Source organism: Leptospira fainei serovar Hurstbridge str. BUT 6, from assembly GCF_000306235.2.
GTDB classification, from domain to species: domain Bacteria; phylum Spirochaetota; class Leptospiria; order Leptospirales; family Leptospiraceae; genus Leptospira_B; species Leptospira_B fainei.
The window spans coordinates 364,210-385,725 of the sequence record NZ_AKWZ02000002.1 but is presented as its reverse complement, the minus strand read 5'-3'; the positions used below and the strand labels follow the sequence as shown (position 1 = coordinate 385,725).

The window sequence follows — 21,516 nt, the reverse complement described above, 5'->3', positions numbered from 1 at the left end:
TAATTCATATCCGACTTGGTATCCGTAAAGCATTACTTGGGGACTTTCAATCGGGACCTTCCTTGAAAATTTTGTGTCTAAGGGAAATCACGCTATACTGGCTTTGAGTAAATTCGAGGAGGGTGAATGTTTCACCGATTGAAAACCGTATGTTTCTATGCCGTAATGGTTGTCCTATGTTTCCATAGTCTGGAGATGGAAGCCGAAAAAGGGAAGGATGCTTCTTCGGCAAAACCCAAGGAGCAGAAGGTCGGAAAGAAAATCCTTTTTTTCGGCGATAGTCTCACTGCCGGGTTCGGTCTGGATTCTCCCGACCATGCCTTTCCGTATTTAGTTTGGAAAGATCTTCTGAAGACCTATCCTGGGCTTGAATTTACGAACGCAGGCGTGAGCGGAGATACTACCTCCGGAGGATTAGCTCGACTCGATTGGGTTCTTTCTTCTCCGTATGATATCTTTGTGTTAGAGCTAGGTGCGAACGATTCGATGCGGGGAGTTTCGCCGAAAGTCACCGAGGAAAATCTAAGATCGATCATTAGGCGAACAAGGTCGAAATATCCGAAAATTAAAATCTTACTCCTAGGAATGAGGACGTTTCCCAATTTAGGAAAGGCTTATTCGGATGAATTTCGTGCGATCTATCCTAGAATATCAAGGGAAGAAAAGGTCGATCTGCTTCCCTTTTTGCTTATTGGCGTGGCCGGAGAAAAGAATTTGAACCAGAAGGACGGAATTCATCCTACTTCTGCCGGCCATAAGATATTAGCCAAAACCGTATTACCCTATATAAAGAAACTTATGAACTAGTTGGGTCTACAAAGGATTTGAATTTAAGTTAGGATTTCATTCAGAAATGCTTGCTCTTCTCGTCCGTTAGAGGTTACAATAGCCTCCGTTATACGGGGAAAATATGGGCGAAACACATTATAGATCTTGTACTTTATGCGAAGCGATGTGCGGATTGCGAATCGAAGTGGAAGATCATGTCGTAGTTGCGATTCGTGGAGACAAGGAGGATGCGTTTAGCCGCGGCCACCTTTGCGCAAAAGGACCCGAATTGAAGAATCTATATGAAGACGGAGATAGACTTAAATACCCGATAAAACGCACCGAATCAGGATGGGTTCGCGTTAGCTGGGAGGATGCTCTCTCTGACATCGCAGTCAGATTGCTCGCGATTCAGGATAAATATGGAAACGACTCAGTAGCGGTCTATAACGGAAATCCTACGGTTCATAATTACGGCTCAATGCTGTTCGGGCAACGATTCGCCAACAGACTCAAGACGAAAAATATGTACTCGGCAACTTCCGTAGACCAATTGCCGCATCAGCTATTATCCTATTTTATGTTTGGGCACCAGTTGCTAGTGCCGATACCCGATATCGATCATACGAATTTTTTTCTGATTTTGGGCGGAAATCCGTTCGCGTCCAACGGAAGCTTGATGAGCGTTCCGGACGTAAAAAAAAGACTGAAAGACATTCAGGAAAGGGGAGGGAAATACATAGTTGTCGATCCGAGAAGAACCGAAACCGCCGTTCATGCCGACGAGCATATTTTTATTCGACCCGGCTCGGATGCGTTTTTCCTTTTGGCAATAGTTAATGTTTTATTTAAAAAGAATTTTGTAAAGTCCTCGGATCTGGTTTCCGCTTCCGACATACAAACGATTCGGAAGATGGCGGAGGAGTTTACTCCCGAAAGAGCGGAGGAAGTTACGGGAGTCTCGGCCGAAACGATTGAACGAATCGCGACGGAGTTTGCCAATGCAAAAGGTGCAGTTTGTTACGGGCGAGTAGGCGTATCGACGCAGGAGTTCGGCGCAATTTGTCAGTGGCTGATTAATTCCATCAACATTCTGACAGGAAATATGGACTCGCGGGGGGGCGCTATGTTCACTCTACCTGCCGTGGATGTAATTGATCCTAAGAGCGCAATGCGCACGTCCCCCGGAAGTTTTGACACCTTTCAATCCAGAGTCCGAAAATTACCCGAGTTTAACGACGAATTACCGGTTGCAGCCTTGGCGGAAGAAATATTAACCGAGGGCGAGGGACAGATTAAAGCGTTCGTTACTTCGGCGGGTAATCCTGTACTTTCCACTCCAAACGGGGGAAAGTTGGAAAAGGCATTGTCCACTCTCGAATTTATGGTTAGCGTCGATTTCTATCTAAATGAAACGACAAAGTATGCCAATTATATACTCCCGCCGACTTCGGCCCTCGAGCACGATCATTACGACTTGATCTTCAACGTCTTTGCCGTTCGAAATACCGCTAGATATTGCCAGCCGGTCTTCGAACCCGAAGAGGGAATGCTACACGATTGGGAAATTTTTTCCGATCTAACGAAACGGATAGAGTTGTTACGTTCGGGAAAATCGCTTCCGAACGAATTAATAAAAACTAAATTAACTCCCGCCTCGATAATCGACCATGCTCTTCGTTCGGGACCTTACGGTTCGAAAGGAAAACGAAATGTAGATATGAGTCTTGAATTGTTGAAGAATAGCCCGCACGGAGTGGATTTAGGTCCTTTAGAACCCTGTTTTCCGGAGCGACTTTATACGGAAAATAAGAAAATTCAGTTGGTTCCGGAACGGGTTCAAGCGGATATGAATCGACTTCGAAAAAGATTCCAAGAGTTGCACGCTGCTTTCCGATCGCAGAACGGTTTCTTGCTGATCGGAAGAAGACACTTAAGAAACAATAATTCCTGGATGCATAATATGCCCAAATTAATGACGGGTAAAGATCGTTGTACTTTAATGATGCATCCTGAAGACGCAAGTTTACTTGGAATTAACGAAGAGGAAGAAGTTCTGGTCGAGTCGAGAGTAGGAAAAATCTTGATCCCGGCGGAGTTGACCGACGATATGATGCGCGGCGTGGTTTGCATCCCTCACGGGTTCGGGCACGGAAAGGAGGGAACGATATTGCATGTCGCCGCCCAGTTTGCCGGGGCAAGTATTAACGATTTGACTGATGATCAAGCGTTGGACGAACTCTCCGGTAACGCCGCTTTTAGCGGAATTCCTGTTTCTATCCGACGAAAGACCGCTTAAGGTCTTTTCCCCGCCAGAAGCGCCTGAAGGCTTCTTCTCCCGCCGGAGAGCGAATAAATATCGGGAAACATTTCCCGAAGAAGTTCCACGGCCTTAGCAGATCGCACCCCGGATTCGCATATGAGGACCAAAGGAGTCTCCGACGCGATAGCGGGTTTTTCCCCCGAAGCAATCCTGCTCAGAGGAAGGCGGATCGCTCCCTGGATCGGAGTCGTGTTCTGTTCTTCTTCCTCACGAACATCCATTAAGATTATTGCATGTGTTTCCCTTCGGTTCAAATAATCTTCCGGTGAAAGTTCCTTAATGAAATCAGTCTGAAACCCCGATTCTCCTATCGATCCGCAAGTCGTACAATTAGGGTCCGTTTTGATTTTGCTTTCGTAAATAACTGGCGATTCCCATTCGAGCAAAAATAGCGAATCGTAGGAAACGGAATTCGGGTCCAGGAGATAGCGAACGGCAAGAGACGCTTGTTGCAATCCTGCCAACGCGGTTTGGATTCCCAGAACACCCGCATCGGTACAACTCAAGGTTTCGTTCTCATCTAATCTAGGATACAGGCAGCGGTAACAAGGTTTTCCGTTCGGAGAAAACAACGAGAATTGCGCGCTGGTTCGATATACGGATGCGGTGATCAAAGGCTTCTTTGCGCGAAAGCAAAGATCATTGATCGCATACTTAGCAGGGCTTGTATCAGTGCAATCGATGACAAGATCCCAATCGTTCAAAAACTCGGGAGCAATTGTCCTAGAAAACGAATTCGAAAAGAGTTCTGTAACCAGATCGGGAACTCTTGCTTTCAAAAACTCGGAAGTAACCTCCGTTTTTAATCGTCCGATATCGAACAGGGTAAAGGCGGTTTGCCTGTGTAAGTTCGTCAATTCGATTCGGTCGAAGTCCATCAAACCAAGCCTACCTATACCCGCCGTTGCTAAATGAAGTGCAGCCGGAGAACCTAAGCCGCCTAGACCGACTAGCAAGACGGAAGATTTCAATAGTTTTAATTGGCCCGCTTCTCCGATTGCCGGAACCCGGATTTGTCGTGAGAAGAATTTTCTTTGATCCGAGTTCATACAGAATATATGCTCTATTCGTCGGGAATTCGCAACTCATTTTGTTTGAACGTTAAACCGATCCGTCCGAATTTCTTACTTATTTCGAATTAGATTATTCCCACCGATTCTATTTTAGCTTCCAAGTTTTCGTATGAAGAGTAAGATAGGTTTTGCAAATCATGAAGACCCGGAAATTCGAAGTATTGCGAGTGAGTGTGACGTCGTCCTGCGGATTCGGCTGCGTGTATTGTGCTCCCGGTGGCGGTGAGAACGAGATTACCGTTAACCAAAGTAAGCCTAGGGCTATTTTTCTTTCTCCGGAAACGTTTCAAATAAAACTGAATACGCTAAGAGATCAGTTGGAGATTAAAGAAGTTCACTTAACGGGCGGCGAACCGACTAATCATAAAAATCTTCCTGAATTGATCCGAGTCGCGGTTGACCAGGGCGTTCCGGAGATCGCCTTGACTTCCAACGGCTTTTTTGCGGATGGCCTGATTGAAACGTTAAAGAATTCCGGATTAACAAGAATGAACTTTTCTTTGGACTCTTTATCTCCGACTGGCTTTTCTAGAATTTCGGGAAAAGACTTATCCGTCGGAAGGCTCTTACGAAGAATCGAAGAGGCGATTTCGGCCGGACTTCAGGTAAAATTGAATAGCACGATCGTAAAAGGCTATAATGAAGACCAGATCGTTCCTTTATTAGAATGGGCAGGATCAAGGCGGGTTCCTATTCGCTATTTGGAATTAATGAAAATGGGACCCTTGCATGCGGATCATTCCGATCTCTTTTACTCCGCAGAGGAAATTCGTACAAGAATTAGGGAAAAATTCACCTTCAAGCCCGTCGAGACTCCGTTGGAATCCACGGCCAGATATCATCAAACTGCCGAAGGATTTATTTTCGGTATCATAGCGAATCATACCGAACCTTTCTGCGAGGGTTGCAATCGACTCAGGATGGATGCCAATGGAAGAATCTACGGTTGCTTAAGCGATTCCACCTCGTTTCACCTATCTACCGATAAGGTTGAAGTCGCCGAAGCGTTGAAATCGGCGATGCAAACGAAAAAAAATCATTTTACCGGAAGCGAATTGTCCATGAAATACATAGGGGGTTAAAAGAGTGAAGATAGAGCTACTTTGTTTCGCTGCAATGAAGGATTTCTTTCCAGCTAAGGAAAGCATAGATTTGGAAGCGATTCGGACGATTGCCGATTTGCGTTCCGTCCTTGAATCGAAAAACCCGCTTTCAGGCCCTTTGCTTCGAATCAGTCGCTTTGCGGTCGACCAAGTGATCGTCGGGGAAGATCATTCACTAGTCGACGGGCAAACGGTTGCAGTTCTGCCTCCATCTAGCGGGGGTTAAATGGCCTTCCTTCAGGAACTTTCTTATATCAAGTCCCATCCATTAGAGCTTCCGCATGAAGTGCCCGACCTGCCGGAAACCGGCGGCTTGGTTTTGTTTGCGGGAATTGTGCGAAATATCAATGAAGGTAAAAAGGTCAGATATCTGGAATATGAAGCATTTCCGGAAATGGCCGATAAAATGATTCGATCCATATTGGATGAAGCGGAAAAAAAATGGGGATTACAGTACGCTAATTGTCAGCATAGGTTAGGCAAATTAGAAATCTCTGAAATAGCCGTGATCGTGGCTACCGGCTCGATGCATCGAGAGGAAGCCTATGCGGCGAATCGTTATATAATCGATCGAGTAAAGCACGAGGTTCCGATTTGGAAACGCGAATTTTACGAAGATGGAACCTCTGAATGGTCCCAGGGTTGCCAGCATGGCCACCAACATTGAGCCGATCGGAGTCGTACTAGCCGGTGGATTTAGTTCGAGAATGGGAAGGGACAAAGGTTTACTTCCTGTCGGAACCGGGAAACTTTTCCTAACCAGATGTATTCGTAGATTGAGTTTCGTATGTTCTAGAATACTCGTTTCTATACGTTCGGATCAACTTCCGGAATATTCCTCAATCGTTTTGACGAAAGACCTGGTTTGCGATTTGCGGTTTTCTTTCGGCGGCCCGTTAGCGGGCTTGCTAAGCGTCTTCGCCTTTTGCCGAAAGAATCATATAACTGCACCGTTGCTAACTCTCCCGGTTGATATGCCTTTTGTTCGTGTTCGAAGTCTGGCTAGGATGAAGGAAGCCGACGGAGGATTTTCTAAAGGGGTATTCTACCGAGTAAGAGGGGAGTTAGAACCGATCTGCGGGTTATTTCCTTACTTTTATTTGGAAGATTGGATGAGCGAATTGGAGGGGGGCTCCCTTTCGGATGTTTCTCCTAAATCAAAACTTGCAGATAGAGATTTAGTTCTTTTAGATCTACCCGAGCTCGAGGAAAAATTCTTTAGAAATATCAATTCTCCATCGGACTATATTCGAATTAAATAATATTTCTTCCTGCATCCGTTTTTTGCACAAAATGGCGAGTCGTTTTTGATACGGGTCCTTATTGGACATCCGGTAATCCCTAAATCATCCGGAAATTTTTAACGGAAACGACTTCTTGGAGTTTATGGGAGGCTTTTCTTGTTTATGGAGAATTGCGGATCGATTCGTTAGAATCGACTCCTCCGTTAAATTCTTTATCCGCACGTTTAAGTTTTATCTTGCGCGATTCCTATTTTAGCTCTCTTTTCATTCCAAATTCCTACTAATTTCAATGGAAAAACCTGTTTACAGGTCGTTCCGGGCCAAAATTATGGTTTTTACCAATCGTGCGGGAATAGCTCAGTGGTAGAGCACCTCCTTGCCAAGGAGGGGGTCGCGGGTTCGAATCCCGTTTCCCGCTTTTTCTTTTTTCGCCTTTCGGCGCCTCAATCCATGGAATTCAAGACAAAGAAAAACCCAAACGCATCCGTTGAACTCAAACTTACTTTTGACAAAAGCGATCTAGAGAAAGCTTTTGAGAAAGCGTACATTCAAAAACAAAAGGAACTCAAAGTCCCTGGCTTCCGTCCCGGCAAAGCGCCTTTACCGATGGTAAAGCGTCACCTAGGCGACTCCGTTGCTAGCGACGCGATTAATATCCTTCTTGTAGACTCTGTCGACTCGTTACGGGAGAAGTTGGAGCATAAGATGGTTCGCTTTCCGAAATTTACCATCGACGATTATGTTCCTGAAAAAAGTCTCGTAGCGACCGCAGTCTATGATACCGAACCGGAAGTGAGCCTCGGTAAATATAAGAAGATTAAAATCAAACTCCCTGAAGTCAACGTGACCGAAGAAGATATTTTGGACGAGCTCGAAGGCGTAAGAAAGCAGTTGGCTCGTAAGCTCTTAAGGGAGCCGGAAGAAACTGCGCAAGCCGGCGATACCATCGATATGGAATTCGTCGTCACCGAAGACGGTAAGGAACCGCAGAATGCAAAGAACGGTTCCAGCGACTATAAATTAGGCGATACCAATAATCTTCCGGGCTTTGACGAGAATTTGTACGGCATGAAAGCCGGAGAACCCAAGAATTTTTCGTATACCTATCCGCAGGATTATCCTAGAGAAGATCTGGCCGGTAAGACGATTCAATTTGAAATGACTCTCAAAGCCATATATAAAGAAGTTCTTCCCGAATTGGATGACGATCTTGCCAATGAGTATGACGGTTCTGAATCATTAGCCGCCCTGAAGGATAAATTTAAAGAGAGCCTTCGTAAGAATTATTCGGAAGGCGTAAAATCCAAAAAGTTGGAAGAAGTATATAAGGAACTTGTTGAAGATTCCAAATTCGTCTTTCCCGAATCTTATCTTTCAGAGGAATCCGAGCATGTGTATCGGAACATGATGAGAGATATCATGGGCCGGGGACAGGGAGCGCAATTTTCCGAAGAACAGATTCCATCCATGGAAAAATATGCTGAAATGGTAAATAAGCCTCTGGAAGAGATTAAAACCTCCTTTTCCGGTATAGCAGAAAACCGACTCAAGGGCTATTTTGCACGCCAAAAGCTCGCTTCCGTGGAAAATATCACCTTATCCGAGGAAGAATTCTCGAAGGAATTAGCCGATCTTGCGTTAAGATATGGTATGGGTGAAGCCGATTTTAGAAAAGAGTTGGAAAAAGGTAAACTTCTCGATACTTACCGGGACAATTTTTTGTCAAAAAAGATAGACGATACGCTCTTCGAGCTTGTAGAAAAGAAATACAACGAGAAGATGAGTATCCGACAACTTAAGGAATTCCTGTCTAATAAGGAAAGTGGAGGAGTATGAGCGTAATTCCAGTCGTCATTGAGCAAACAGGTCGGGGAGAGAGATCCTACGATATTTATTCACGTCTTCTAAAGGATAGAATCATTTTCCTTGGGAATGCGATCTCAGACGAATACGCGAATGTGGTGATTGCTCAGCTTCTCTTTCTCGACGCCGAAAATCCCGATCGAGATATTTATCTCTATATTAATTCTCCGGGTGGATATGTTTCCTCCGGGCTTGCAATTTACGATACAATGCAGTATATTAAAGCGGATGTTAGGACTCTTTGTGTGGGACAAGCTTCTTCAATGGCGGCGCTGCTTTTAGCGGGTGGAGCGAAAGGAAAACGTTCCGCACTTCCTCACTCCAGGATCATGATGCATCAGCCGACCGGAGGAGCAACCGGTCAGGCTTCGGACATCGCGATTCAGGCGAAAGAAGTTCTAAAACTTAAGGAAGTTCTTAACGGTCTTTATACGAAGCATACTGGAAAATCAGTTGAGCAAATTCAAAAGGACACCGAACGCGATCTTTACATGACCGCCGAGGAAGCTCAAACCTACGGTATTATCGATTCCGTGATTTCCATAGAGCGCAGTACTAAGAACTAATAGAGAAAGGATAGGCATCGTGGCTAAGAAACCGACCGGAACCAATGGTAAACAAAAACTGTTTTGTTCTTTTTGCGGAAAGGAGCAAGATTCGGTCAAACGTCTTGTTGCAGGTCCCGGTGTTTATATCTGCGACGAATGTATTTCTCTATGTAACGAAATTATCGCGGAAGAGCCCGAGCAGGAAAAGGAACGCACGGAACTCTTGGGCGAAGTCCCGAATCCGGCGGCAATCAAGTCCATACTAGATCAGTATGTTATCGGACAGGACCATGCTAAGAAAGCCCTGTCAGTCGCCGTATATAACCATTATAAACGGATTTATCTTAAAGATAAGAAAGCCGAAATCGAATTAGAAAAATCAAATATTCTTTTGATCGGACCTACCGGATCCGGTAAAACCCTTCTGGCCCAAACTCTGGCTCGAATTATTAAAGTTCCTTTTGCGATCGTGGATGCGACTGCATTGACGGAAGCAGGGTACGTCGGAGAGGATGTCGAGAACATCATCCTTAAATTGATTCAAAACGCGGACAATGATATTAAAAAAGCCGAAATCGGTATCATTTATATCGATGAAGTCGATAAAATCGCGCGCAAGTCGGATAGTGCTTCGATAACGAGAGACGTGAGTGGTGAGGGCGTTCAACAAGCCTTACTAAAAATTATCGAAGGGACTGTGGCGAATGTACCTCCTCAGGGTGGAAGAAAGCACCCACACCAAGAATATCTGCAGGTAGATACTAAGAATATCCTGTTTATTTTAGGCGGAGCATTTGTAGATCTAGATAATATCATTAAAACTAGAACCGGCGTTAAAACAATCGGATTCGGCAGTGATGATAAAGAAGGTAAACAGTTACGGGATGAAACGAAAGGAGAAATTCTTTCCAGAGTCATTCCTGAAGACTTAATGAAATTCGGTTTAATTCCGGAATTCATCGGTCGTATGCCGGTAATCGCCACTCTTCAAGATTTGAGCGTAGATATGCTCAAGAGGATCTTCAAAGAACCTAAGAATTCCATTCTTCGTCAGTATACGAAAATTATGGAAATGGAAAACGTAAAACTTTCCTTCGAAGACGCAGCCGTGGATCGGATCGCGCAACTTGCGATTCAGCGGGAATCCGGCGCTCGGGGATTGCGGGCAATCGTTGAAAATCTTATGCTAGAACTTATGTATGAAATTCCTTCCCGAAAAGACGTCGAAGAAGTGATCATTACCGAGGACTCAGTGAACGGAATCAAACCTCCGGAGTTGATTCTGAAGAAAGAGCCCAAAATCGCGTAAAGAATCTTTCCAGTCCTATACAAACGATTTTTAAGTTTTCCCTATTTGGAAGAAAGTTTTCTAAACAGGGGATTACTGTCCTTTGTAAGATACCATTGCATTAAAAACCCCAAAAGAGCGATCGTTGCGGAGATTGTGCCGACCCCAGCTTCTCCGGAATAACCTAAAACTGAAACATGGGCGGCTAAGGCCCCAAGCATAATGCATGAGCCGAGGCCGGCCCCTGCCCATTGCGCTTTAGGGATGAAAATCAAAACAACCGTAAGTAATTCTAGGCTGCCGGTGAAATACCTTCCGATCGGTTCGACGCCTAATTTGGAAAACGTTGCTATCGATTTTTCGGCGCCAGAAAATTTTAATAAGAATGCCGGTATAAAGATTAAAGCGGTAAGTATCCTGAGTGTCCAATTGAGAATAGCCGTTTTCATGTCTGCTCCTATTTGACCAGAAGCTTTGTTCGTATTCGGAAACTGGCAAGGCGATTTTAAGGCGAGTTTGGGAAAGTTTCCTTTCTAAAAGCGAATTCCGAATTCGACCAATCGAAAGGATAGAGGTCCGTAAGATGTCTTTTTGCCTGCTTCCGACTCGAGCCATCTTCTAAAATCTAAAACGAGCTCCCTCGTTTCGCGGAATTTCTCTCCACATTTCAACTTTGCAATTTCCGTAAGAAGATTTGCTTTTCTCTTCCATCTAGTTCCCTTAACGGATCGCTTAAACGATAATGGACTTTCCAAACCGTGTTTAGGATATCTTTCGGAATAAGTTCTCAATCCCTTTCGATAATTTTCATCAAAAGGATGGAGATTGCAAATAGGATTACTAACGGAACGAATAGCATTAGCATCGAGATCACGTCGGGACCGGGCGATAGAATAGCTGCAGCGACCGCTAATCCGAGAATCGCCTCCCTCCAATGAGCCAACAAGAATGATGACTTCAAGATTCCGAGAGCGCTCATTAACACTAAGACTACGGGTAATTGGAAAGCTAAACCGAATATTAAATGTATGTTAAAAAAGACATCATAATATTCATCTATGGGTAGCTTTGTATCGATATCCAAGGGGCGAAACGTTACCAAGAAGAGTTTCAGAAAATTCTCGAAGGCTTGCGTCCAACAGAGCCAGACCCCTAACCAGAATAAAATCGTGGAGAAAGCGATCAGAGCCTTGCCTAGTCTCGCGGCCTTAGATTCGAGAGCCGGGGCTACAAATCCCCATAAAAAGACTAACGTAAAAGGAAAACTTAAGAGTAGGGATACCATGAAGCTCGTTCGAAGGTAGACCATAAACGGCGCCATCAGTTTGATTTGATAAAAAGTCGCCGATTCTCCCAGGACGTTTTTATAAGGGCGGGTAAAAATTTTGTGAATTTCTTCGCCGAAAAACAAGGAAGCGATAAAGAAGATCGAAAAAACCAGGATCGTTCTAAGAAGAACAAGTCGTAATTCCTCAAGGTGTTCCCCTAAGGTCATGAATTTTTCCTTATCTTGCGCGACCGCTTCCCGATCGGGGATCGGATTCGGAATTTCTGTGATTAGATCCTGAGGTTTCTTTTTTTTGGCGGGCATTCCGAGGAATCCGATTCAGTTATTGATTGGGGTCGATATCCGTAGAGGCGGTGTGTTGCGCCCCTACGGTTTTGTGCTAAGCGGACTTTTTAGACTTCTTCGTAGATTGAGCGGTCTTAGTCGGGGGCTCCTGGATTTTAGGAGCTTCGCTTTCCGTATCCCCGGAGATCGATTTGCGGAATTGGCGAATTCCATCCCCTAAATCCTTAGCGAGCGAGGGAAGTCGCTTGCCTCCAAAAAGCAGGAGTGCTAAAAACAGGATAATGAGGATTTCCGGCCAACCTAGGTTACCGATGAATGCCAGTGGTAAATACATGGATCTTCCTCCTTTGTTAGAATTTCCAGCCGGTTTTATATGTCAAATAGATAGTGGCAAGGAACCGATAATTCTATGAGAACCTATTGTGATCGAGGAGTCAGGAAATGAGAGTCGAACCGCCGGTTTTCGATGCGATTTATTCCTCTCCGCCCGTTATTCAACCGGGTTCGGAAGCGGCAAGGGAAGATGTGGATAGAAAGGAAGAGAAAACCCAAAATTCCGATTATATGTACGCGCTTTCCACCGGCAGCATTATTAACGTACAGGTATAAATGAATGGCCTTAACCAAGGAACAAAAGCAGGAATTTCAGGAGAAGCTTTCGGACTTCCGCGCGTATTTGGATGATTTGAAAAAGGAAGGAAACCTTCTTAAAGCTCAATCTCGGAAGGATCCGAAAATGGAGCCGTATTTCAATATAGCGCTTTCTTTGAATTCGATTAAGAATATCAACACCTGCCTTCTCATTAACGAAATCTCCGTGGCAATTCTGGACCTGAAGTCGGATACGTATTTGAACCAGGGTAGAAAAGAAATTTATAACGCGATCTCCTTTATGGAGAAAGTAGTCGGTTCGGATTTTGAAGGCAGTTTAGCGGAGAATAAGGATCTTCTTGTCAAAATCCCGGAATTTAATCCGCTTCAGAGACTGAATTATATTAAAGGACTTCGTCTCTCGACTAGTAAAACGATCGAAGCTTTCGGATCCAATTCAAAATGGAAATGGAGTTTTCCGGAAATTCATTTCAAAATAGCCATTCTTAGTAAGAATCTTTTTGACTACCGGGCTTTCGAGAAGGAAAGAGACTTGGAGAACCCGTACTACTATCCTCGTCAGGAACATTATAACCTGATTTTGGAACTGTGTAACTTTGCGGCTCAGGAATATCGGGCAAAGTTCGATTTATCAACGCAGGACGTAGGTGATCTTAAAAAGTCCATCGTTCTTTTGGAAGTAAACAGGAAAATTCTGCAGATAACAGGCGAAACGGAAGACCTCGGAAAGACGAAAACATTGATAGAATCGCTAAAAGAAAAAGTGGAATCTCTAGAAGCTGAGAAGGAAAAGAAGAAAAAGAAGAAATAGACCCGTCCTATTTGTTATAAAGAGTGGGAAAAAAAGGAGTAAAAACAAACCCATGGCATTGTCCGAAATCAACGACGCAACTTTTAATACTGAAATCTCCGGCGGAATGGTCCTAGTGGACTGTTGGGCCGAATGGTGTGGTCCTTGTAGAATGGTCACTCCCGTTCTCGAAGAACTTTCGAACGAACTTACCGATATTTTGAAAATTAAAAAATTGAACGTAGATGATAACCAAGATACGGCTCAAAAATTAGGAATTCAATCTTTACCGACGTTACTTTTATTTAAGGACGGAACGTTAGTTGATAAGATCATCGGGGCTCTCCCGAAGGCCCAGATCAAAAACTTTATAGAAAGGCACAAATAAAATACGCTTCTGAAGCGATCCGTCAGGAATCTTTCATGCTAAAAGAACAGTCTAGGGAATATATCGAACTTCAACGCGGAGGCTATCTCGTTGAAACGAGCGAGGGCTTTTTTCAAATCGGGTCGCCGCCCGAGACCATCAAGGACACGATGGCGGAGAAAAAAACGCCCCTCGTTTTTATTTTGCCGAACAAGTTCTTTCACGTTGAAAAGGGAATAAGCACCGCAGAGCTAGAGTTTCCTATCTATTTCAATTTCTTTCTTCGCCAAAGAAAAACCACGATCATCTGTACCGAGGAGCAACGGAAGCAGCTCATTACCGTACTTAAAGAATCTTTAATGGGTCCGGAAGAGATTAATTTAGAATCGGAATATTTGAACGGGGCCGAATCTTTCGGGTTCCCGGATATGAAAGCGGAGATGTCCTACTTTCGAAGCTATAAGGGCCTGGACGATGTGGTCGATTTTAAGGTTTTTGCGGCGGACGATATGGTCACGCTAGGCAAGGTGATCGTTCACAAGCTTCCTTCCGGAGATTTTCGAATCACGGACGGAAATAAGGAAACGGAACTGCCGGGCGAGGTCGGATTCAATATCAAATATGATATCGGAACTCGACTGAAGGAACCGTTTCAACCGCCGCTATTAGGAATTACTTGTTTAGGCCCTTCGCATGGATTTGATCCTGAAGATAATACTTCCGGTTTCATTATTTGGTTGAATCATCAAGGTATAATGGTCGATCCTCCCGTCAATTCGACCGAATGGCTGAGGAGTTCAAACGTAAATCCGAAACTGATTAATCACGTCATTCTTACGCACTGTCACGCCGATCATGACGCGGGTACGTTTCAGAAAATCTTGGAGGAAACTAAAATCACCATTCACGCAACGGCGACGGTGATGGAAAGCTTTCTCCGGAAATATTCCTCTCTTACCAAAATTCCCAAAAAGGAACTGCTGGAATTATTTAATTTTCAACCGATTATCATCGGAAGACCCTCGATGATTATGGGCGGCGAATTCAATTTTCATTATGCGCTGCATTCTATTCCTTCAGTCGGATTCGAATTCTTTTTTCAAGACCAATCCTTCGTTTATACTTCCGACCATTTGAACGAGCCTGAAATTCACGATAAAATGTATAAAGACGGTGTTCTACCCGAATCGCGTTGGAAGTTTCTGAAACAGTTCCCTTGGGATCGAAGAGTGATCTATCACGAAGCCGGAATTCCGCCATTGCATACAAGAATCAGTTACTTGGCGAGCTTGCCGTCCGAAGTTCAGGAAAAGATCACGGTTTATCATATCGCCCGAAAGGATATGCCTCCGGGAACTAAATTGAATCTCGCAAAATTCGGTATTGAAAATACTCTATACCCGGAAATCACTCCTCCTAAACATATAGAAGCATACAACCTATTGGATATCCTAAGTCAGATCGATATCTTTAGCGGTTTTGCAATCGAGAAAGCGAAGGAATTTTTACTGATCGTAAGAGAAGAAAGATACAAACGCGGAGATCATATCATTCACAAAGGCACATTAGGCGATAAATTTTATATTATCGCCTCCGGAAATGTGAAGTTCGAAGGCCTGGAGACTTCGTCCGAGCAAGTTCCCATCAAGCGGTACGGTCAATATGAATATTTCGGCGAGGCGTCTCTAGTGCTCGATTTACCTAGAGCAGCGGACGTGTATGCGGAAACCGACGTCGTCGCACTTACTATAGATAAGAACAAATTCTTACAATTTATTCGAAACACCGACCTTCGACAAAACTTAATTAGACTGAACAGTATTCGGGATAGTAACTCCTGGCAGACTCTTATAGAATCCCGCCATTTTAAGGGATTAACCAGTCATCAGGTGACTCAATTGGAAATGATCATGAGACTTTCCAAAGTGAACGCTGGTTCAGTGTTAATCGGCGAAAAATCGTTTTACCACGAAGCATATATTATTCGTGATGGAAAAGTAAGCGTTTACCAGAACGGTAAGAAACTAGCCGAATTGATCAACGGAGACTTCGTTGGTGAAATTTACGCGATTTCTAAAAAGCTGGCTGCAAATTATACGTTCACTGCCGAATCGGAAACGGAATTGTATTCGATATCTCAGAACGAACTGATTCAGTATATAAAGAGAAATCCCGGCGTTTACATGAGAATGAACACCGTCTACTAATTACGAGGAAATATTAATGGAAAGAGTCCTGCAATTTACCGAGGAACATGAAGCGTTCCGAGACATGGCACGTAAATTCTTTGAAACGGAAGTGGCGCCTCACCATCACGAATGGGAAAAAGTGGGAATGGTTCCCAAGGAACTTTGGAAAAAAGCCGGAGCAAGCGGTTTACTTTGCCCGGATGTACCGGAAGAATATGGCGGCTCCGGAGCGGATTTCTTATATAATATTGTCGTAATAGAGGAATCCTCTAAAGTCGGAAACAGCGGTTTTTTTGTGTCTTTACATAACGACGTAATCGCTCCCTACATTTCCGCGTACGGGAACGATGAGCAAAAGAAACGCTGGCTTCCGGGTTGCTGCTCCGGGGACAGCATTCTCGCCGTCGCTATGACCGAACCCGGTTCCGGATCGGATTTAAAAAGCATTCGAACTAGCGCAGTCGATAAGGGTGACCATTATTTAGTGAACGGTCAAAAAACGTTTATTTCGAACGGACAATTGGCAAATTTAGTAATTACCGCCGTAAAACATGAAAACGGAACGATTTCACTTGTTATGGTAGAAGAAGGAATGAAAGGTTTTGAGAGAGGCCGAAATCTCGAAAAAATCGGACTCAAAGCCCAGGATACTTCGGAGCTCTATTTTAATGACGTAAAAGTTCCAAAAGAAAACGTTATCGGAAAAGACGGACAAGGGTTTCGTTATTTAATGATGAAACTTGCTCAGGAACGTTTAGTTCTAGCTGTTGCTGCAGTCGAGGCCACCGCGTTAGTTCATAAGATGACCTTGAAATATATCAAGGAACGTATGGCATTCGGAAAGAAGATCGGAACCTTCCAGCATATCAAATTTCAGATGGCTGAAATGGCCACCGAACTTGAAATGTGCCGTACGTTCATAGACAAAGTCGTGACCGAACACATGAAAGGAAATAAATTGACCGTAGAGGCTTCTATGGCCAAATATTATTCCACTGAGATGCAAAAGCGTCATACTGACCAATGCCTCCAATTCTTCGGAGGATACGGTTACATGATGGAATATCCTATTGCCAGAGCCTACTTAGACGCAAGAATCCAAACGATTTATGCAGGCACGACCGAGATTATGAAAGAAATTATTGGCAGTAGCCTGGGTCTCTGAAAGAATCTGGACTTTGCCGTCGTCCTACATTAATATGGACGAGATGGTTTCTGTTAAGAGAATTCTTAAGCGGTGTATTTATTGCATCGCCTTTATTATTTTAGGCGTTTCCGCATATGTAGTTCCGACCTCCTCCGTTCACGCACAAATTACCTGTACTCCTCCGCTTACGGGTAATAACGTGTGTACTATAATTCCGGCGAATATCCAGGCGGATTTTAACGGCTTACAGCAAGCCATACAAACTCAGTACCTAAACGAAATCACTAAGTCGATGGCCAATGCGGCAGTATTGAGTAATATTAACGCTTCCATGATGGGACCTGGAACGATCAATCGGTTTCAAATCGGTGCAGGAGTCTCTGCCGGCGGCGTTAAAAATAGCGATATTACGGTTTCTTATAATGGGACGACGCTTCCTGCCATGCCTAACGTAGGAGCTTCCATCAATCCCTCTCTCATGATGGGCGTAAATTTGGGTTGGCTATTAGGTAAAGGGCCGTCCGACCAACCGGATAAATCCGCAACGGTTCCGGAATCTCAGAGATCTTTTCTGCACAGATTGAATTTCTATGTTCATGGTTTTCACGGAAATATCGGATCGGGCGATTTAAAATCCCTGACTCATCAAGCTTCCAACGGTCTGCATTTGGATGGAAGCGCGAATTCCTTCGGCGCAACATTGCGATTTCAACTCGCGCGGGAAAGATACACGCGCCTTGACTTCTTCGGTTTTACCGGTCTTAGCTTAGGAGTGGGCTTTCACCGACAAGATGAAGGCATTAATATAGTCTATGCTCCGGGAATCAATTCTGCAGCAAAGGTAAATTTCGGTTCCGCTTCGGGACGTTGGGATGAAACCGTTACCTTTGCGTATCGAAATAAAGTGCAATCTGTTCCGGTGGATTTAAGGACCGGCGTCCGACTCTTTTATTTTTTAACCATCTTCGCGGGCGGTGGAATCAGTAATAATACCGGATACGCGAAAGTTAATTTGGATATTAACGGTCCTTTATATTTAGCGGCAAATATACCGTCGTCATCCGGATTGCCCGCTGCGGTAATTCAGCAGTTAAACGGCGGAGCAAGTGGAACTTTAAGAGTTCATACCGGAGGTTCCGCCTATGTCAAAACCCAAACCAGCTATGTTTTAGGCGGATTCGAAATTAATTTACTGACGTTTAAAGTTCTCGCCGAGGCAATGATGACGACTGATAAGATATACTCGGCAAACCTAGGAATCAAGTTTGCCCTCTAAATAAAGCGAAGATTGGCGACTTGAGCTGAATTAATATCTCGATTGCTTAAATAGATTTCTCAAAATAAGAAGAATTTCTTCTTTTTATGAATAGAACTGATATACTTAGGCATGAGTCTTGCAGAATATAAACGGGGAAGCAGAACGACTATGCAATCTTATATGTTTTGTATAAGAATTCAGCAGTCCGCCCTCAGAGGTGAATAATGATCCATACACCAGAAAAACCGCTTCACCTTTCCTGCATCCCGAGAGGCGAGTCATACGCTTTGAAGGTCAATATTTCCAGAAACGAAATAGGGATCATCTATCGGGTCACTGCAGTTTTATATGTGCACGGATGGAATATCGAGGAAGCGATTGCGGAAACTTCCATGGACGGTTATATTCAGGATATTTTCATCATTCGTAGGATAGACGGCGAAGCGATGACGGATGAACATCTGAATTCGATTCATTTGGATTTAAAGGAACTCTTTTACGGAGGAGTTTCCGTGATGAATTACCTGGCTAAATATCCGGAGAAAATAGAAGGCTTACGTACAAAATTAGAACAGATTCCTGAGATATTTCTTTTTAATTCTGAAATCAGCGATTCGACCGTAATGGACTTAAGAATGGAAGATCGGCTGGGGATTCTTTTCGAAATATCCCAAATTCTTTTTCTTTTCGGAATCGATATCCTTTCCTTTAAAGCGGTGACGGATTCCGGACAGGTTAGGGATACTTTTTTGCTTCGCCTAGAGAGCGGCGCAAAGCTGGATGAGAAATTACACTTTAATAAACTGAAAGACGCGCTGCTATCCGTTCTCTAATTATTTGTTCGAAGGACCGATTTCAATCTTCGGCGAAGCCCTTTCGATCGTTCTTCTTTTTCGATTTCTACGCTTGATGCTTTCTAGGCTGACGTAAAAACCAGAAGAGAATCAAAAAAACGGCGCTCAATACCGCCGAGACCAGAAAGGAAATCTGAGGGCCTCTCTGTGAATAAACAAGACTAAACGCGATGGGAGAAATCCCCCTTCCTAACGAGCCTAGACTTCGTAATAGGCCTATGTTTTTCCCCTGATCTTGCGGCGGAGAAAATAAGGAAACCATTGCCGATATCGACGGATTCAAGAACGCGCTTCCCATCGCTAAAAACGTGAGAGCGAGAAACAATTGAATATTAGAATTAGTGAAGGAAAGGAGTAAAAATCCGAAGGTGAGTAAGATGCCGGCAAAGAGTCCGATTTGCTTTTCAGGAATTTTTCCGCTGATTCTTCGGATGATTCCTCCCTGGACGACCACGATGATCAGCCCGATATAAACGAAAGTATAGCCGATCTGGATGGGCTTGAAATTCAGGAATTGATCCAAATAAAAGTTTAGCGAGAATTCAAAGCCTGAAAAGAAAAATAAGAAGAGAAAATTCATGAGGCTTAAAAAGAGTACTTCTCTCGAACCTATATCTAAAACTCCTAATATAGGATGAAGTCGTCCCTCAGGTTTTCGCCTTAAAGAAATCGGAAGAGTTTCCCGGAATCTAAACAATACGAACAGTAGGTTTACAAGTGCGGCGGCGCTCGCCGCCAAAGCGACCGATGGAAATACGGTCATTTTAGACCAAGGGAGAAACGGTAATAGGTTGGACGGATCCGTGTGAGCTAAGATCCCTCCGATAGACGGGCCGGCAATGAACCCGAGACCGATCCCGGCTCCGATCATTCCCATTCCTTTAGCTCTATCTTTTTCTTCGGTCGAATCCGCCATGGCCGCTGTTGCGACGGAAATATTTCCGCCCATTAAGCCGGTAAGTATTCTAGACAATACAAAGAGAGAAAAACTGCCCGATGCGAGCCAGACCAAGTAACCTAGAAAACTGCCTGTGCAAGTAAAAACAAGGACCGGCCTTCGGCCGGTCCGATCGGATAACTTTCCCCAAATGGGCGAAAATAAAAATTGGAGAACGGAATACAGACTCGCGACGATTCCGCCAAAGAGAGCCACGAAAAGTTTCCAATCTCCGCCCGAGTTAACGAGCAAGCGTGAGGTCCAACCCGCCAGAAGATCAAGAACCGGGTCGCCTGCCTGAGCTAGAAAATGATTTAGAGTCTCCGGGAAGATAGGAAAGATGAGGGAGAACCCCATCATATCGATAAAGACTGTAAGAACTAAAATGAAAGATTGCTTCCTCATGGGCGGACGTGGCTCTTCTTAGGTTACTGACAAGAGGATGGATCCTCTTATTTTTATTGCCTAGTATTTGAGCTGAGTCTTCTTTGTCCCGAATTTTTCTCCGCCCAGGAGGAACTATACGTTTACCGTTTTTTTGTTAATTTGCTAAGTTCGTCGATCGCCGATTTTGCTTTGGCTTTTAAATCTTCCGGAAGCAAATCGTTTACCTGCAGGGAAATTTTTTCAAAGTTTTCCTTTAGCTGCTGGTAAATCTCTTTCGTTTCGGCGTTCGCATTTTGCAGTTTTGATTGGGCGTCGAAAACGGTTTTTTGGACCAGATCTCTAAATCGATTCGCTTGCTCGGATTGGTCCTGAGAGCCTTTCGAACGCAGTTCTTCGTAAAGCTTTTCTAGATCGGCGAGGGATTGCTTTAGCTTGCTCTCACCCGACTGGAAAGCGGCAATTCCTGCGTTCAAGATATCCATTAAAATCTTTTCCATCGAAAACCCTCCAACGTAGGGGTCCAATGATAGAAATCGAATCTTATTTCTTCAAGCTAAATCGAAAAAAGGGTAAATTTGGATTATCTGTCAGCCCCTCTTATTAGGATGGATTTTCCAACATTTTACGAATTTGATCCCGAATTTTAGCGGCAGTTTCGTAATCTTCCGCCTTCAATGCGTTATCCAGAGAATCCTGTAAAATTTCGAGCTGCGATTTCGGAAGCTGAGAAATCTTTTCCTTACCGATCGTTTCACCGGGGATCTCGTCGTCTTTCATAACGATTCCCGCTTCTTCGATGACTTTCTTCGCGAGGTAGATAGGAGCGCTTGCACGGAGAGCAAGCGCTATCGAATCGCTAGGCCTCGCATCCAATACGATCAACTCTTCGTCTTTCCGCAAAGTAATCTTAGCGTAGAACGTATTATCGATAATTTCCTCTATGGCGATCTTAACTATCTGTACGCCGAGCGTCGTGAGTAAAATCGTCATTAAATCGTGAGTCATTGGTCGGGGAGGTTTGGTCCCTTCTAAAACGGAAGTGATCGAATGCGTTTCAAGGGGGCCGATGAAAATAGGTACGACCCTTTGATCGGAGTCGTCTTTTGCTTTCAGGAATACCGCGAATCCGACGTTGGTTAGGGAAATATTGTAAATGTTCGCTTCTATTAAATCCATTCCTAATATTAGACCC

Annotated in this window: 24 protein-coding genes and 1 tRNA gene; 17 read left to right on the top strand and 8 right to left on the bottom strand. The window is 44.2% G+C overall.

Annotated elements, in window-relative coordinates; all coding sequences use genetic code 11:
• Window positions 1-126 precede the first annotated feature (126 nt).
• Complete coding sequence (locus LEP1GSC058_RS03215; RefSeq protein WP_016547934.1) at window positions 127-807, top strand: arylesterase; 681 nt, start codon at window positions 127-129, stop codon at window positions 805-807.
• Between the two features lie 103 nt (window positions 808-910).
• Entirely contained in the window at window positions 911-3,067 is a 2,157-nt protein-coding gene (locus LEP1GSC058_RS03210; RefSeq protein WP_039947943.1) for a molybdopterin oxidoreductase family protein, read from the top strand.
• Here LEP1GSC058_RS03210 and LEP1GSC058_RS03205 read toward each other — a convergent pair.
• The gene (locus tag LEP1GSC058_RS03205; RefSeq protein ID WP_016548097.1) at window positions 3,064-4,140 is read right to left on the bottom strand and encodes a HesA/MoeB/ThiF family protein; all 1,077 of its coding nucleotides are present in this window, start codon (window positions 4,138-4,140) and stop codon (window positions 3,064-3,066) included. The two genes, LEP1GSC058_RS03210 and LEP1GSC058_RS03205, sit on opposite strands and share 4 nt — an antisense overlap.
• Window positions 4,141-4,301: 161 nt before the next feature.
• Here LEP1GSC058_RS03205 and LEP1GSC058_RS03200 point away from each other — a divergent pair, with 161 nt between their 5' ends.
• The 8 genes from LEP1GSC058_RS03200 (at window position 4,302) to clpX (ending at window position 10,231) form a co-directional block, all read left to right on the top strand.
• Window positions 4,302-5,246, top strand: coding sequence for a GTP 3',8-cyclase MoaA (locus tag LEP1GSC058_RS03200; RefSeq protein WP_039947942.1), 945 nt, complete (start codon window positions 4,302-4,304; stop codon window positions 5,244-5,246).
• Between the two features lie 4 nt (window positions 5,247-5,250).
• Window positions 5,251-5,493 (top strand): MoaD/ThiS family protein, encoded by a 243-nt coding sequence (locus LEP1GSC058_RS03195; protein ID WP_039947941.1) that lies wholly within the window; start codon window positions 5,251-5,253, stop codon window positions 5,491-5,493.
• The gene (locus tag LEP1GSC058_RS03190; RefSeq protein ID WP_016547986.1) at window positions 5,494-5,934 is read left to right on the top strand and encodes a molybdenum cofactor biosynthesis protein MoaE; all 441 of its coding nucleotides are present in this window, start codon (window positions 5,494-5,496) and stop codon (window positions 5,932-5,934) included.
• Window positions 5,918-6,529, top strand: coding sequence for a molybdenum cofactor guanylyltransferase (gene mobA / locus LEP1GSC058_RS03185; protein ID WP_016547840.1), 612 nt, complete (start codon window positions 5,918-5,920; stop codon window positions 6,527-6,529). Before LEP1GSC058_RS03190 ends, mobA begins: the two co-directional genes overlap by 17 nt.
• A gap of 328 nt (window positions 6,530-6,857) precedes the next feature.
• Window positions 6,858-6,929: transfer RNA gene (locus LEP1GSC058_RS03180), tRNA-Gly, on the top strand.
• A 32-nt stretch (window positions 6,930-6,961) separates the two neighbouring features.
• Entirely contained in the window at window positions 6,962-8,347 is a 1,386-nt protein-coding gene (gene tig, locus LEP1GSC058_RS03175; protein ID WP_016547997.1) for a trigger factor, read from the top strand.
• On the top strand, window positions 8,344-8,940 hold the full coding sequence (clpP, locus tag LEP1GSC058_RS03170) for an ATP-dependent Clp endopeptidase proteolytic subunit ClpP (protein ID WP_016547863.1): 597 nt from the start codon (window positions 8,344-8,346) through the stop codon (window positions 8,938-8,940). Before tig ends, clpP begins: the two co-directional genes overlap by 4 nt.
• A gap of 19 nt (window positions 8,941-8,959) precedes the next feature.
• Window positions 8,960-10,231, top strand: coding sequence for an ATP-dependent Clp protease ATP-binding subunit ClpX (clpX, locus tag LEP1GSC058_RS03165; protein WP_016547936.1), 1,272 nt, complete (start codon window positions 8,960-8,962; stop codon window positions 10,229-10,231).
• A gap of 41 nt (window positions 10,232-10,272) precedes the next feature.
• Here the strand turns inward: clpX and LEP1GSC058_RS03160 are convergent, their stop codons facing one another.
• From LEP1GSC058_RS03160 to LEP1GSC058_RS03145, 4 genes are all read right to left on the bottom strand, one after another.
• Window positions 10,273-10,659, bottom strand: a complete 387-nt coding sequence (locus LEP1GSC058_RS03160) for a DoxX family membrane protein (RefSeq protein WP_016547981.1) — start codon at window positions 10,657-10,659, stop codon at window positions 10,273-10,275.
• Window positions 10,660-10,743: 84 nt separating this feature from the next.
• Entirely contained in the window at window positions 10,744-11,001 is a 258-nt protein-coding gene (locus LEP1GSC058_RS03155; protein ID WP_016548101.1) for a hypothetical protein, read from the bottom strand.
• Complete coding sequence (gene tatC, locus LEP1GSC058_RS03150; RefSeq protein ID WP_016548049.1) at window positions 10,998-11,801, bottom strand: twin-arginine translocase subunit TatC; 804 nt, start codon at window positions 11,799-11,801, stop codon at window positions 10,998-11,000. The genes LEP1GSC058_RS03155 and tatC overlap by 4 nt, the downstream gene beginning before the upstream one ends.
• A gap of 76 nt (window positions 11,802-11,877) precedes the next feature.
• The gene (locus LEP1GSC058_RS03145) at window positions 11,878-12,117 is read right to left on the bottom strand and encodes a Sec-independent protein translocase subunit TatA/TatB (RefSeq protein ID WP_016548230.1); all 240 of its coding nucleotides are present in this window, start codon (window positions 12,115-12,117) and stop codon (window positions 11,878-11,880) included.
• A 107-nt stretch (window positions 12,118-12,224) separates the two neighbouring features.
• Here LEP1GSC058_RS03145 and LEP1GSC058_RS20255 point away from each other — a divergent pair, with 107 nt between their 5' ends.
• The 7 genes from LEP1GSC058_RS20255 (at window position 12,225) to LEP1GSC058_RS03115 (ending at window position 18,979) form a co-directional block, all read left to right on the top strand.
• On the top strand, window positions 12,225-12,392 hold the full coding sequence (locus LEP1GSC058_RS20255; RefSeq protein WP_016547896.1) for a hypothetical protein: 168 nt from the start codon (window positions 12,225-12,227) through the stop codon (window positions 12,390-12,392).
• Window positions 12,393-12,396: 4 nt separating this feature from the next.
• On the top strand, window positions 12,397-13,206 hold the full coding sequence (locus tag LEP1GSC058_RS03140) for a hypothetical protein (protein ID WP_016547856.1): 810 nt from the start codon (window positions 12,397-12,399) through the stop codon (window positions 13,204-13,206).
• Between the two features lie 52 nt (window positions 13,207-13,258).
• On the top strand, window positions 13,259-13,573 hold the full coding sequence (trxA, locus tag LEP1GSC058_RS03135) for a thioredoxin (protein ID WP_016548032.1): 315 nt from the start codon (window positions 13,259-13,261) through the stop codon (window positions 13,571-13,573).
• A 35-nt stretch (window positions 13,574-13,608) separates the two neighbouring features.
• Window positions 13,609-15,759 (top strand): cAMP/cGMP-dependent 3',5'-cyclic-AMP/GMP phosphodiesterase, encoded by a 2,151-nt coding sequence (locus LEP1GSC058_RS03130; protein ID WP_016548011.1) that lies wholly within the window; start codon window positions 13,609-13,611, stop codon window positions 15,757-15,759.
• Window positions 15,760-15,775: 16 nt separating this feature from the next.
• Window positions 15,776-16,906 carry an acyl-CoA dehydrogenase family protein gene (locus LEP1GSC058_RS03125; protein ID WP_016547834.1) on the top strand — a complete coding sequence of 377 codons (1,131 nt, stop codon included), beginning with the start codon at window positions 15,776-15,778 and terminating at the stop codon, window positions 16,904-16,906.
• Between the two features lie 34 nt (window positions 16,907-16,940).
• Complete coding sequence (locus LEP1GSC058_RS03120) at window positions 16,941-18,164, top strand: Lsa36 family surface (lipo)protein (RefSeq protein ID WP_016548200.1); 1,224 nt, start codon at window positions 16,941-16,943, stop codon at window positions 18,162-18,164.
• 206 nt (window positions 18,165-18,370) lie between these two features.
• Window positions 18,371-18,979 (top strand): [protein-PII] uridylyltransferase, encoded by a 609-nt coding sequence (locus tag LEP1GSC058_RS03115; RefSeq protein ID WP_039947940.1) that lies wholly within the window; start codon window positions 18,371-18,373, stop codon window positions 18,977-18,979.
• A gap of 67 nt (window positions 18,980-19,046) precedes the next feature.
• Here LEP1GSC058_RS03115 and LEP1GSC058_RS03110 read toward each other — a convergent pair whose 3' ends face one another.
• The 3 genes from LEP1GSC058_RS03110 to LEP1GSC058_RS03100 form a co-directional block, all read right to left on the bottom strand.
• Window positions 19,047-20,342 (bottom strand): MFS transporter, encoded by a 1,296-nt coding sequence (locus LEP1GSC058_RS03110; protein WP_016548095.1) that lies wholly within the window; start codon window positions 20,340-20,342, stop codon window positions 19,047-19,049.
• A gap of 122 nt (window positions 20,343-20,464) precedes the next feature.
• Complete coding sequence (locus LEP1GSC058_RS03105; protein ID WP_016548126.1) at window positions 20,465-20,821, bottom strand: phasin-related domain-containing protein; 357 nt, start codon at window positions 20,819-20,821, stop codon at window positions 20,465-20,467.
• Window positions 20,822-20,924: 103 nt separating this feature from the next.
• Entirely contained in the window at window positions 20,925-21,500 is a 576-nt protein-coding gene (locus LEP1GSC058_RS03100) for a bifunctional nuclease domain-containing protein (protein WP_010418865.1), read from the bottom strand.
• Between the last annotated feature and the right edge of the window lie 16 nt (window positions 21,501-21,516).